This window comes from Actinomyces sp. HMSC065F11 (assembly GCF_001813085.1).
Classification (GTDB): domain Bacteria; phylum Actinomycetota; class Actinomycetes; order Actinomycetales; family Actinomycetaceae; genus Gleimia; species Gleimia europaea.
This window is the reverse complement of sequence record NZ_KV811472.1, coordinates 37471-49231: the sequence shown is the minus strand read 5'-3', so window position 1 is coordinate 49231 and position 11761 is coordinate 37471. Positions and strand designations below refer to the sequence as shown.

The following is an 11761-nucleotide window of genomic DNA, read 5'->3' as shown; positions in this document are numbered from 1 at the left end:
TTATCCTTTTCCCACAGTTTCCCACTTAACTGTCGGAGCGTCGTTGACCTGCAATGCAGCAGCGAACAGTTCGTGCCAGTCTCCCGCAGATAGTGCCTTATGGAGACCTTTAGCATCTTCGACCGTCATGCTGTCACCCGTCTCCACGAAAGTGCCATCTCGCTTCTCAACGTCCACATGACTTGCCGCAACCACGGCAGGCGCGAAGGAATCAACGTTGATTTTCCCGTTCGTGTCCGAATGGTCTAACCTCAGTCGGTCCATCACGTCAGCAGGAAGGCTACGGAAGCGGAGATGAATAGTAGCCTTATCCAACTCCGCTTCCGCGACCTCTACAGCTTGAACCAGGTCCGCGACACGGTTCGTAACCGCTTCGGGTGTGACGTCCTCACCATCAGTCTCAAGTTCCTTCGCAGCTTCCAATCTGCCCGCTACGAGATTAGTTCTAGCAACCTGAACTTCGTCGACCTTACTCGGGTCAACAATGACACTCACGGTTGCTTGAGCGCGGGGACGTTCCCGCAGTTTGGCAAGCTTATCTTCCCACGTCATGCTGTCGGTACCGCCAGGTCCTCAGCAGGCTCGCCAGTCACTGCGAACGTGACGGTGAACGTTGCAGGATCAGACGAGGAAACCGTAATGTTCGCGGAGCGTGAGCCAACACGAACCGGATAGCAGAACCCGGAAGTATCGCCCTGCTTCTGCCCTCTCGGATAGATCGCAACATACCCCTCCGTGTCACGCTTGAAGGTCGTCTCAAGCTCATTCGAATCAAGGTCCTCATAGAACTCGATAGTCGATTCAGACGTCTCCAGATTGCCCGGAATACTCGACTCGTGGCGAGAGCCAAGGTCTGGTGTAGGAATTCGCCCGACCGTCGTATTGAATCCGGAAATGTTCCGAATGAAGCCAGACAAGTTTTTACCAGCTTCAAGTTCTGCCTTAGTAGGCCCAGTCGACATGTCTGCAACCGTGGTCAGGAAGTACACTTCTGTAACTCCGGGACGTACGAAGCGGTTCTGCTTAGTGGTCATTTTTGCCTTCCTCCTTGGCTTCATCCTTCTTATCCTTGGCTTCATCCTTCTTAATTTTCCAACCTTGCTTAGCCCATGCTCGCGCTTGCGCGTCGTCTAGCACATCCGCGTCAGCCTTCAGGTCAGGGTGCGTAATTTTAATCATGATGTCCTCTCATCAGCGCACGGCAACCCTTATTACAAGTGTAGCCCAACCATCTAACGTTTCCCCTACAGGAATGCCATAAGAAATAATCTGTACACCCCAGCTCCCAGTTAAAGAGTCCAACACGCGATCATGGAGCTTGTACGCTTCTTCCCAGTCGGTTCCGGTGCACGTGATCTGGATTGAGACTTTGCCCGAAACGCCACCTAGATCCAAAGCTTCTATTACCCCGTTTAACGGACTTAAAACAATGGAAGGAGGAGAGGGAGGGGGAACCTGGGTTGAGACGCTTAGATCACCAGGTAGAGTGCGTTTCAGCCGCGTTAAGGCTTCGCTAAGAGATGGCATAGCGTTACTCCTCGATAATTTCGCGGATAGACCGCTGAAACACAGGATCAACCGTGTCCACAGCCGGTTGAACGTGTGGGCGCGGATGCTGATTAAAAACACGCCCAAGTCGATCAGGACCAGTGAAACCATATTCGAGCCGTCGGCCCTGGGGTGCTGCCGTCCCAACCACAGCTTGAACTCGAGCGCCCGACTGTCTCACCTCATGTGTCCACGAAGACTGATAGTGCCCCGTAACAACACGCGGCTTATCGAGACCTACAGGCGAGTCCGCTTTCACCATGTTCGCTTTAACCGCTGTCTCCAAAAGGTTCGCGGCATCAGACACCGCGCGATAAATAGCCGCCACTGTCCGAACCCGTTTCACCTCCAACTCTGCCTGGAGCTGGCCCGAATTATGAGATAGCAATTTCTTTAACCTCCGCCATAATCAAAACCTGGAACGAAGACGCTGGCGGTTGTGAAACTACCCTCCACTCCCGGCCCGAAAGAGCTGGCGGGCGAACCGTGGAAAGTCGCGAACCAGTAACCTTTATCCGATCACCGACACGCAAGCCCGGCCCGTCCCAAGGCAAAAGTATTCTCCCAACGTTAGCCGACTGAGAAGGAACAAGCCCAGGGGTGAAAGTGCTCCCTTCGGGGGGTGCAGGAATTAGCGCAGCAGGCCCACTCCACAGCTCCTGCCCGTCTCGAGAAACAGACACCACGTCGGGCAGGAACTCTTCGCCGATAGTGCGTAGCCCAGAAACATCAAATACCACGGTTCTTCAACTCCGAAAGTAGCGCCCTAGTGAACGCGGCGGGGCCTTGCCCTACGCCACGCTGCAGGACTGACTGTTCGATCTCTTCGGGATCAATATCGCCAAGGCGTGACAAAGTCCCGGCTTCAACGTCTCCCTCGACCTCCACGAGGTTAAGGACTGGCGACAGCCAGACCTGGACACCGTCGGGGGTGGCGTCTAACGCAAACGCTTTCAGGTGACTCCTAATATCGTCGCCATCCAATAGGATCTGGGAGACTTTCCCACGTTCCACTTTCAGCACCAAACGACTGAACGAGTTTTCCACAGGCTTGTCCATGTTCCACTACTACTTTCTTCTAATTCTAGTTCTAATTCTGTATCCGTGACATAACCGTTACGTAACGGCGTTACGTCAACTTCTTTCTAGCTTTTTCCAACCGATCAGAAACGTGCCTTAATCGTTGAGCGTTAGAGGAAACAGCTCGGCTCGATAGAACCCCTTCAACCCTGCTTAAACGATCCAAATCTTCTTCAAAAGTCTCCAAGTTTTCTGGCAAAAATTCCTCAAAATTTTCCCGAAATTTGTCAGGAATAGGCAAGAAACTCCTGCGACAGTTAGGGTGTGCAAGCGGAAACTCCCGCGCCTCTTCTAATGTTCGCAAAGTGCCGTTAGGCTTATCTGAATCCTTATGAGACACCCAGCCACAATCCATACCATCCGACACTAAAACCTGGCTCACATTTTCTTCCGAAGCCTTATTTAACGTGCCCATGTTGAATGCGACCTTCCCCTTAGTTCTTGCCGCCATTCGGGCATATTCTCCGACCGCATGGTGAGACCCGTCTCGATACACGATCGCGCTAATTCTGTACTTATCCTCAAGGAGACGACGGAAATCCCTTGCAGACTGTTCAGCCGTGCCGCCTAACGCTTGCCAAGAAAGAGTCTCTCGAGCCGCCTTGCGAACGACTCTTGCGAAACGTTTAGACGTGCGGCCCGCAGCTTCGCTAGCCGCTAGAAAGTCCGAGTAAGTGTCCGTGGCTAAAGCTTCGACTGCGTCTCTATGAAACAGAGTCCAACGAACCGGGCGCCGCAACCTGTTGCCCGCATATATGACACCCGCCCCATACTCGCCCGCGACCAGGGTAGACAAATCAGTAGCACCTACCTCGGCGACATCTTGAAAGTCGGAAACAGCGGCCTGCAATTCGCGCAAACGTTTCAACGCTTGCTTCTTGGGTAAACCCTCTTCGACCAAGGAAAGAACAGCTTGCCGTTCCTTCTCGACGCGATCCCACGCATTTTCCAGAGCCGCTGCGATTCGCTTTGCCTGTAGATCTGGATCAGAAACCGGCAACGGCGGCCACTCATACACGACGCCACCTGTCCGCAATGTGGAAACCAATGCTAGACGAATCCGACTCACCGTCTTGCGGCAGAGCACGCAAACGCGATATCTCGCTATCTATCGCTGCAACGTTATCCCTCATGCTCACGCTAAACGCCCCAGGAATAGAAACCGAAAGGGGCTGCGCAATGAGCTTTTGCCGGCGCTTAACCAGAATCGACACCGCCGCGTCACGCACTGAACCAAACTCTGTAACAACCGTTTCGAACTCGGCTCTATCAATATCGCCCAGAGTGCCCTGAGCCCACTTCCACTGACTGTCCGAAATCACTTAAACCCTCCCAATAATAGGTACGAAGAAGGGGAGGAGCGCCAGCAGGACAACGCCCCTCCCCTGCAGCCACGGTTCAAGAACTAAGACGGGAGAACCGTGGCGGCTACGATGCCTGGGGTAGCGAGAACAGGCATCGCAACAGCTGATGTCTTCGTCGTGACCGCAACCGGATCGTGCTCAAACTGCCGTGTCGCGACAATGCCCGGCGCGTTAGCTGCCGCAAGACGCGGATTGCCAGACGTTTGTAGCGCAAGAGCTTCCGCAGTTAGACCCATCTGAGTGGTCCCGACTTGCGGCACAGCGTAGACAATTTGATTGTCCGGGAGAACGCGGGTCGGAGATCCGTCTACGAAAACACTCTCGTCATACACCGTAATCCTGGGAAGTCCCCACCGGTCACGAACCGCATTAACCTCAGCAGGGGCCAAGACTCGACCGTCAACAGACTGTCCGAAATAGTCGGCTCTATAAGCTTGCGAAGCCGCAAGCGCATTCATCACGCGCCTAGAAGCAATAGCGACAGACGGGACACCTAGAGAAGCCTGGGCAAGCACGTCCATCCAGCTAAGCTCATCCTTCAGGATCGTCGCTTCCGGCTTGTCCCAAGTAGCAGAAGGCGAAACAATCTGCTTACGCGGAACCTTGAAGTCAACTACAGAGTCAACCCCATTTTCCTTTATCGTGATCTTGCCGGTAGAAAGCAACTGCCCAGCCGCCAGTTCAAGACGAGACTGGATTGCGAGCACCTGATTCTCGATATTGTCGAAAATCGAAGCAATAATCTCGGCAGAGTCCGCACCAGCCGCAGCGTTTTGCAGCAGGATCTGAGACTCCTCGATAGGCTCCTTAGCGCCCAGGGGAGGAAGATACCCCTCAGCTACGGTGCGCTTCCCCGAGGTAGACAGTCGGGGAGTCGGAGCGTTGAAAGCCCGATACTTAGCGACAGAAACTGTCACGTCGTTGCGAGCAATCTTGTACTTAGGTCCGCGCACAGTCTCATAAGGAAGCACGAGACGAGTGAGCACAAATCGATCCGCCAGCGGAACCCTACGAGCAAATTCCGTGGTATCCAGGTCGGAAATCTTATCCAGAAAAGCGTCAATCATGCTAAACCACCCTTACCGATACTCGATCAGCTTCGGTGCTTCAACGCCCTCCACGAGCGCGCCACCAGGAAGCTTCTTGGAATCAATAATTCCATGCGTCATCATGGCAGCCACCTGGGCGCCTGACGCTGGAACTGTCGCAAAAAGATGCCCAAGACAGGCGTCTCCAGTAGTAGACGCGGGCACAAATGCTCCATCGGTCCCAACCTTCAATGGAACACCCGCGAGAATATACTTCTTATCCGCCGAGAGGTACTTGGCAGCCGTGAACTTTGCCGTATCCAGCGTGATCGTCCGGTTATGCTCACGATCTACAGCAATCACCCAAGGACGGTCATCTCCGAATTCGACTTCTGTAATAGCGGGATTATAATCAGCCATTACTGTCTCCAATCATTGAAAACTTGCAAAAACCCGCCCTTATTAGGGGCGTCTACCAGTCGTTCAGTCCCGACCGTCAGGACCGCCGAACCTCTGCTTAGCGGCTTCAATTCCGAACGCTCCGGGCACGGTCTCGTGAGACTGTGCTGCCGGAACACCTTTAATCTCCGGTTGAACGTTCTTCGACGTGAACATTCCCGGGTACCGCTTCTGCAGATCCGTAACACTTTCATCAATTGACGTACGGTCAACCAGCTTCAAAGCGTCTTTAACATAACCGTCCTGAACTCCCGCGTGAACGAGAGCTGACTCTAAGCGCACCTCCTCCTTCTCCTTTTCGAACTCGGCACGCTCTTCATCCAAACGCTTACGGTCGGCTGCTAGATCCGCTTCAGCTTGAGTCCTTGCAGACTGCTCTGCATCCCGTCCAGCTTGGACAGCTTTGGTGAGCTCGTGAACGTTGTCAAAACCCAAACTCTCCAGAAGCTCACGACGACCTTTTTCAGCGCCTTTGCCGCGAGCGTCCGCAAACATCTTGTCCAGGTCTTCCTGCTTGAAAGTAACGTCAGTCAATTTCTCTAATCCCATGTAACCTTGAAGTGTAACCCTACAAGACTAGATTACAACACGACGGAGGAAAACAGTGCGACCCGACGAAATAACCGACGAATTCAAAGCGAAAATGAGCCTGATGGACAACCCAGACCTAGACCCCGCAGACGTGGAGGAGACCGACAATGACAACAGCAAGTAAAGTCCTCGAAGTCGCCCGAGGCGAGCTGGGGTATAGCCGTTGGAACGACCCGGCGGCGGGCACGAAGTACGGGCGTTGGATGGCCGAGCTCACCGGCCAGGCATGGTTCGGAACTTCCGGCGTGCCTTATTGCAATATGTTCACCTCATGGGTGCTTGCTAGGGCGGGCGTGAAAGAACCCGCCCCAGGCCATTTCGCCTACGTGCCTTCTACGATTAAGGAATACGCAAGGCAAGGCCGCCGCCTGGGCAACCCGCGCAACGCCGCGCCCGGCGACCTAGTGTGTTTTGACTGGGACGATGACGGGATTGCGGACCATATCGGCATTGTCGAAACCAACAACGGCGAGTATTTGACCTGTATTGAGGGCAACACTTCCGGGTCGTGGCAAGGCTCCCAAAGCAACGGCGGCGGCGTCTACCGTCGCACCCGCTATTGGAATTCGGTTATCGCGATCTTGCGCCCTGCCTACACCGCCACAGCCACACCAACCCACACAAACGCGGTAACAGTGGACGGCTATTGGGGCAGTGACACTACGCGCGCCCTACAACGCATTAATGGCACGCCGGTTGACGGCGTTATCTCTAGCCAGGAGATCGCTAACCGTGACTACATGCCCGCCGCCACGAGCGGATGGGAATGGACAAACCACCCCGTCGGCTCGCAACTAATCGCCCGCATGCAACGCGCGTGGGGCACGTCCGCTGACGGGATCATGGGTCCCGGCTCAGTAAAGGCCATGCAGAAATACTACGGCGTGACCGTGGACGGCTACATGGGAGTCGAGACAGTCAAGGCCATGCAGCGCGCTATCAACCGCCAACTAGGAAGGTAAAAAATCATGGAAACCGAGCTAACTGTTGCCGCGTTGGCGGGGCTTATCGCCCCGTGGCTAACCGCGATCCTGACGCAGGTCGAACTTCGATCCTCGTACAAGCGACTTATCGCTATCGCAGTGACGCTCCTACTCGTGGGTATCGGCATTTTCGCTACCTACCAGCCAACCACATGGCAGCAGGTCGCCGCAGTCATTGCCGCGTCCATTGGCGTTATGCAGGTCGTATACACCGCCATGAAACCCGTACTCGATGCAGTAGAGCTCAAGATTAATCCGGGGGGTGATGGCGATGGGCATACGCGAAGTGTGGCAGATTAGAAGTAACCCAGTCGCTAAAGTCTGGTCTCACGTACATGAACCAAAATCCATTGCTGTCGCGATGAGCGCCGCATACCTGGCGACGTTTATCGTGGGCGCGGTCACGCTCAAAGGCGAAACTCAAGCAGTGGATTACATTCACGGCCTGTTCCTAGTCACGGGCGGAGCGTTCGGCTGCCCCACAGCCCTGTTCGGGTATTACCAGCTGGAACGCGCCGCGATCATGTCGAGCATCGCCGGCGTCATAACGTGGCTTGCACTGACCGGCCTAACAAGCACCGGCCTGTTGGGATTGATCGTGACCGTCTTCTTCGTTACCCGCTGGATACGGATAAAAGACTTTGATGTCACGCCCGGCGAGCCCGTAGTGAAAGTCAAAGGCATCACGAAATAGCAGAAAGGAAGCCGATAGTTGGACTCTCAAACGGTTTCCGCGATTCTCGGTTCCGGCCTAGTCGTCGCGATCGTGCCTAAACTTTTTTGGGGCATCGTCGAGTGGGTGAAAGGCCGTCCCAAAGCTAAACGCGACATGCAAAAAGAAATCACCGCCGAGTTGGAGCGTGAGCGTGTGGCGCATTTCGACGCGATAACCGCCCTGTATGACGCTTTGCGAGAACTACACAAGGCGGGCGTGGACCCCGCGATTATTGACGCTTTGAAGGATCGAGTCTCGGAGGATAAGCCGCGCAACGATTAATACGCGATAACGGCCCTCACCTGGCTATTTTGGCTGGGTGAGGGCCATTTTCTTGTATGCGCGGACATTACAAAACCTGTCATAATATGACAGATTTAATAAAATTCTTGTTTTATGACAAACCGCGCCCGTGTTATTATCCTTCGTGTCAGATTGTTTCCCTGCGCTTGCGGGGATGACCCCATTTTTTCAATGTGGTTCGCTAACTGACTGTAACGCTCCCCGCGCTTGCGGGGATCACGGTGCCCCAGCCCTCACTTCGAGAGATGGGGCACCGTTTTTTAGTTAAAGTTCTGCCATCCCAGGGCGTAGCAGTCTTCGCGCGGCGCATGAAACAGGCCGTACGCCTTATCCTCGCCGTGGAGCGCGTCGAGCACGTCAAAAACCCAGGCCACCATTGCACTATCAAAATTGAAAACCCGCAATATCGCGCCCTCATCTACACCACAGCAACGCAAATTGTGGTAGCACGTGCCAAAAGTAGTGAACGCTTCTTTATATGCGCTATCGGTGTCGATTAGCTGATCATGCTTATCCTCGCCGCTGGTGATGGTTTTGTATGCAGCGCGCATACAGTCCAACTCGTCATGTGGCCGGTTGGTGAGGATAACGCCGCGCTCGGGGTTGAAAAAGTCCGCGATGGTTTCGCTCGCATGCTCGGCCAGGTATGCGCCTAGCCCGCCGATATAGAGGTTTTCGCGCGCGTGCGTGTGGGATTGAGGATCGTAGATTACAAAATCTTGTAAGCTCATTATTTCTCCTTATTTTTATGCGTGGCTACCAGTTGCCGCGCAAAACCTCATTAACGCGCGCCTGAACAGCCGGATACAAGTGGCCGAGGCGGCGTTGACGTTCGCGACCGTTGCCGTAACGCCCGCGCATAACATCGCGCGCGTAGTCGTCAATAATCTGGTTTACGCGCTGTTGCACCGCGTCATAGTCTGCGCCTAGCGTGCGCCGCCGGTATTCGTCGTCGCCGTAATAGCCGCGCAAAACCATGTCGGCTTTCTCGTCTATCCGCTGTTTACTGTACGAACGCACGATTACACCTCGCCGGCTGTAGGTTCAGTGGCTACGGGTACGAACTCGACATGGAGCCCCTCAGCGGCCAGCAGGACACCAACTATTACCGATAACGATTGGTGGTATTCCCAAGACTCGCCAGGATGCGCTTGTTCGTGCGATTCGCGGGTCTCGTAAACATTCACTTCCACGGTTTGCGGTTCATCGTCTGGTAGCGCGTCCAGAATAGTCTCCGCAATTTCAGTGGCTTCACCAACCATCTTGTAATACATGTGGTCGATTTTGGTGGCCACGGGCGGAATAATGTTGTACTCGCCCGTTTCCCACCGCCGCACAGTGCGCTGGTTCACTTCCATAACATCGGCCAGGCCAGTTTGCGGCAGCCCCATGCCTAGCCGCTTATATTTCATGTCGAACCGGTTCAATATTATTGCTCCTCTAGTTCCATAATGTCCACGATTTTAACGCGGTGGGCCCGCACGATTGCAGTTAAGCGCTTCATGAATTCGTATCGTGGCAGGTTCTCATCTAGCCCTAGCCTGTCGGCTAGAGTGTCGCGCTCTGCTTGTAGCTGGGCGCGGATCGCTTGAAACTGGCTGGGGTTTTCGCTGCTGGTCATGATGAAGTCGCAGGAGTAGCACCAAATTTCGTGCTGGTTCGCGTCTAGGCTGGTTGTCCCGCAGGTGGGGCATGTGGTGGTCATTTCAGTATCTCCTCGTGTGGTTAGGTGGTCCGTTTTGTCGTATTAATTCAGGTGTTCGCGTCGCTTGTTGTTCGCCTAGCGTAGGGCCGCGCCGCTATTGGTGCGGCCCTGTTTTGTTTGCTAGTCGAGCGCGTGCCTCATCGCGGCATCCCAGAATTCGCCTTCGTCTTCGGTGATGTAGTAGGGGTCTTCGCCTAGTTGGTGAGTTTCGCGTGTGCGTGCCACGTCGTAGGCGATGGCTTCGATGTCGTATTTGCCGTCTGAGCTGGCGAGGATTAGCTCGACGTCGGTGATGATGTCTTGGATCGAGGTTACGTAGCGCATTTTCTTGTTCCTTTCCGGTTAGGGCTTCTTTTCTTTGCCCTGTTACTTTCATTATATACCCTAATCTAGGGTGCGTCAAGTTATTTAGCGTTTTATTTATAACAAATAGGTAACAAACTACTGCGCTTCCGCGTCACAATCTCAACCACTCCTATCTCAATCGTTCAAGCCTGCGAGAATCTCGTGTACATGTTTCGGGTTTTCCCTAATAGCGTCCACAACATCACCGGGGATGTTGTCGATTAGGACCATGATGTTTGGATCGTCGAACGCGTCGCTCAACAGGTCCCACGTGAGGTGTTCTGCGACTTCTTCCACGTCAAACAAGCCTCCCTCGTTGTAGAACTCGTCGGCCTCTTCCTCAGACATGCCACTGGCAATATAGCGGTCGATAGTCTCCAACAGGTCCGCCCACCTGTACCAGTCCGGGGGATCATAGCGGCCCGCCGCCAGCTGGTTGAGCGTGCCTGCCCAACCGTCGCCCGGCATGTTACTAACCCACCGGGGGGACACAATCAAACTATTAGGATCAGCCAGCGCCCTCCGCATTGTGCGGCTATCCTTATCCGCCCTTACCAACACCGTGAATGTTCCATAGTCGTTCATGCTACTTCTCCCGTCTTATTTTTCTGTTCGAGCTTGCGCGCCAGTTGCTCGCACAAGTCTGCCGCGTACCCTTCCAAGCCCCCCGGAGCCTGCCAACCGAAGCACAAGTCCCTATCCTCGTACTCAAAGCCGCCTGTCTCTAGGTCTGCGGCCACGCACTCCAACTCGCAAACCACGTCCGGATAAGGCACTGCAAAACTTGGGATTTGAACCCACCAATACCGCAAGATGCCATCTTGCTCTAACAAGTGCACCCGCCTATCAATCGCGACCGGCTGTAACTGGAGCCGTAAATGTTCGTGCCCGTCAATAACGTTCCAGGTATGCCACTTCCGCACCGCCGCCGTTTTGTATTCCGTGTTCATGATTCTCTTTCCTTCCCTTGTTCTTTCTCACATGCTTTGAATGATTCGCGCGCTCAACATGTCGGCTATGCCGCACGCCTCTTCTTCGGACACGTACCCCCATAAGGGCTCACTCTCGCGCCATTCCGCCAGACCGTTCTTCAAGTCCACAACCACCACCATCACGCGGTTAACCCCATCGAGCTCAAACCCGCGATAGTTAGTTAAGAACTCCGCCGCGTACATGTATGGCCGTCCCGCCACTTCGCGCATCACCAGGAACCCCCGGCACTGTCCCGCGCCCGCCAGGTCTGTAAGCTCCTCCCAATCTTGAACCGGCTCGATACCGCCCGCGTCACCGAAAACACCCACCGCGCCACGGTCCTCAACAAGTTGATTTCGTTGGTCTAACTGCTCGGCCCCATCCTCGGCCTCGTGATACTCAACGTCCCAAAGATATTCCAAGTCCACCAGGCCCACGTCCGGATGTTCTTCACACCACCACACATACCCATAACGCCCATCCGCACACACTTCCAGCGTGTCCTCACCGTCAACGAATATGTGGGGAATCTCTACCGGTTCGAACCCGTCCACGCGCACAAACGCCCGCGAATAATCGCCCACGTTCTCGTACACGTCAAACCCGTTGTACCCGAAGAGCGCGTCAACGCTCGCAATAGTCCTAGTAGCCATTTTGTTCACTCTCTT

24 protein-coding genes are annotated in these 11761 nt (G+C 54.5%); 4 read left to right on the top strand and 20 right to left on the bottom strand.

The window, feature by feature from the left end:
• The 12 genes from HMPREF2891_RS05980 to HMPREF2891_RS05935 all read right to left on the bottom strand — a co-directional run bounded on the left by HMPREF2891_RS05980 (position 1) and on the right by HMPREF2891_RS05935 (position 6013).
• The gene (locus tag HMPREF2891_RS05980; protein ID WP_070664438.1) at positions 1-552 is read right to left on the bottom strand and encodes a hypothetical protein; all 552 of its coding nucleotides are present in this window, start codon (positions 550-552) and stop codon (positions 1-3) included.
• On the bottom strand, positions 549-1034 hold the full coding sequence (locus HMPREF2891_RS05975) for a phage tail tube protein (RefSeq protein WP_070664436.1): 486 nt from the start codon (positions 1032-1034) through the stop codon (positions 549-551). Before HMPREF2891_RS05975 ends, HMPREF2891_RS05980 begins: the two co-directional genes overlap by 4 nt.
• Positions 1024-1179, bottom strand: a complete 156-nt coding sequence (locus HMPREF2891_RS09670; protein WP_186822303.1) for a hypothetical protein — start codon at positions 1177-1179, stop codon at positions 1024-1026. Before HMPREF2891_RS09670 ends, HMPREF2891_RS05975 begins: the two co-directional genes overlap by 11 nt.
• A 12-nt stretch (positions 1180-1191) precedes the next feature.
• A complete protein-coding gene (locus HMPREF2891_RS09545; protein ID WP_148131730.1) occupies positions 1192-1527 on the bottom strand; it encodes a hypothetical protein in 336 nt (111 codons plus the stop codon).
• Positions 1528-1531: 4 nt separating this feature from the next.
• Entirely contained in the window at positions 1532-1876 is a 345-nt protein-coding gene (locus HMPREF2891_RS05970) for a hypothetical protein (RefSeq protein ID WP_070664434.1), read from the bottom strand.
• 46 nt (positions 1877-1922) lie between these two features.
• Complete coding sequence (locus tag HMPREF2891_RS09970; RefSeq protein WP_410002357.1) at positions 1923-2231, bottom strand: DUF6093 family protein; 309 nt, start codon at positions 2229-2231, stop codon at positions 1923-1925.
• Between the two features lie 46 nt (positions 2232-2277).
• On the bottom strand, positions 2278-2607 hold the full coding sequence (locus HMPREF2891_RS05960) for a hypothetical protein (protein ID WP_070664430.1): 330 nt from the start codon (positions 2605-2607) through the stop codon (positions 2278-2280).
• Positions 2608-2677: 70 nt separating this feature from the next.
• Entirely contained in the window at positions 2678-3646 is a 969-nt protein-coding gene (locus HMPREF2891_RS05955; RefSeq protein ID WP_070664428.1) for a hypothetical protein, read from the bottom strand.
• Entirely contained in the window at positions 3639-3950 is a 312-nt protein-coding gene (locus HMPREF2891_RS05950; protein WP_070664426.1) for a hypothetical protein, read from the bottom strand. Before HMPREF2891_RS05950 ends, HMPREF2891_RS05955 begins: the two co-directional genes overlap by 8 nt.
• Positions 3951-4033: 83 nt before the next feature.
• Positions 4034-5059, bottom strand: coding sequence for a major capsid protein (locus HMPREF2891_RS05945; RefSeq protein ID WP_070664424.1), 1026 nt, complete (start codon positions 5057-5059; stop codon positions 4034-4036).
• A gap of 12 nt (positions 5060-5071) precedes the next feature.
• Positions 5072-5440: a hypothetical protein gene (locus HMPREF2891_RS05940; protein WP_070664422.1), complete on the bottom strand. Its 369-nt coding sequence runs from the start codon at positions 5438-5440 to the stop codon at positions 5072-5074.
• 63 nt (positions 5441-5503) lie between these two features.
• Positions 5504-6013: a hypothetical protein gene (locus tag HMPREF2891_RS05935; RefSeq protein WP_146002556.1), complete on the bottom strand. Its 510-nt coding sequence runs from the start codon at positions 6011-6013 to the stop codon at positions 5504-5506.
• Between the two features lie 164 nt (positions 6014-6177).
• Between HMPREF2891_RS05935 and HMPREF2891_RS05930 the strand changes: the two genes are divergently transcribed.
• The 4 genes from HMPREF2891_RS05930 (at position 6178) to HMPREF2891_RS05915 (ending at position 8050) form a co-directional block, all read left to right on the top strand.
• The gene (locus HMPREF2891_RS05930) at positions 6178-7032 is read left to right on the top strand and encodes a CHAP domain-containing protein (RefSeq protein ID WP_070664419.1); all 855 of its coding nucleotides are present in this window, start codon (positions 6178-6180) and stop codon (positions 7030-7032) included.
• 6 nt (positions 7033-7038) lie between these two features.
• Complete coding sequence (locus HMPREF2891_RS05925; RefSeq protein ID WP_070664417.1) at positions 7039-7353, top strand: hypothetical protein; 315 nt, start codon at positions 7039-7041, stop codon at positions 7351-7353.
• A 61-nt stretch (positions 7354-7414) separates the two neighbouring features.
• Entirely contained in the window at positions 7415-7747 is a 333-nt protein-coding gene (locus tag HMPREF2891_RS05920) for a hypothetical protein (RefSeq protein ID WP_070664415.1), read from the top strand.
• Between the two features lie 18 nt (positions 7748-7765).
• Positions 7766-8050 carry a hypothetical protein gene (locus HMPREF2891_RS05915; protein ID WP_070664413.1) on the top strand — a complete coding sequence of 95 codons (285 nt, stop codon included), beginning with the start codon at positions 7766-7768 and terminating at the stop codon, positions 8048-8050.
• 281 nt (positions 8051-8331) lie between these two features.
• Here the strand turns inward: HMPREF2891_RS05915 and HMPREF2891_RS05910 are convergent, their stop codons facing one another.
• The 8 genes from HMPREF2891_RS05910 to HMPREF2891_RS05875 form a co-directional block, all read right to left on the bottom strand.
• On the bottom strand, positions 8332-8802 hold the full coding sequence (locus HMPREF2891_RS05910; protein WP_070664411.1) for a hypothetical protein: 471 nt from the start codon (positions 8800-8802) through the stop codon (positions 8332-8334).
• Between the two features lie 25 nt (positions 8803-8827).
• Positions 8828-9091, bottom strand: coding sequence for a hypothetical protein (locus HMPREF2891_RS05905; protein ID WP_070664409.1), 264 nt, complete (start codon positions 9089-9091; stop codon positions 8828-8830).
• Between the two features lie 2 nt (positions 9092-9093).
• Complete coding sequence (locus HMPREF2891_RS05900; protein ID WP_148131729.1) at positions 9094-9483, bottom strand: helix-turn-helix domain-containing protein; 390 nt, start codon at positions 9481-9483, stop codon at positions 9094-9096.
• 17 nt (positions 9484-9500) lie between these two features.
• Positions 9501-9776 (bottom strand): hypothetical protein, encoded by a 276-nt coding sequence (locus tag HMPREF2891_RS05895; protein WP_070664405.1) that lies wholly within the window; start codon positions 9774-9776, stop codon positions 9501-9503.
• A 120-nt stretch (positions 9777-9896) separates the two neighbouring features.
• Positions 9897-10100, bottom strand: coding sequence for a hypothetical protein (locus tag HMPREF2891_RS05890; protein ID WP_070664404.1), 204 nt, complete (start codon positions 10098-10100; stop codon positions 9897-9899).
• 156 nt (positions 10101-10256) lie between these two features.
• Positions 10257-10706 carry a hypothetical protein gene (locus tag HMPREF2891_RS05885; protein WP_070664402.1) on the bottom strand — a complete coding sequence of 150 codons (450 nt, stop codon included), beginning with the start codon at positions 10704-10706 and terminating at the stop codon, positions 10257-10259.
• Positions 10703-11071 carry a hypothetical protein gene (locus HMPREF2891_RS05880; protein WP_070664400.1) on the bottom strand — a complete coding sequence of 123 codons (369 nt, stop codon included), beginning with the start codon at positions 11069-11071 and terminating at the stop codon, positions 10703-10705. The genes HMPREF2891_RS05885 and HMPREF2891_RS05880 overlap by 4 nt, the downstream gene beginning before the upstream one ends.
• Positions 11072-11098: 27 nt before the next feature.
• Positions 11099-11746: a hypothetical protein gene (locus tag HMPREF2891_RS05875; protein ID WP_148131728.1), complete on the bottom strand. Its 648-nt coding sequence runs from the start codon at positions 11744-11746 to the stop codon at positions 11099-11101.
• Positions 11747-11761 lie beyond the last annotated feature (15 nt).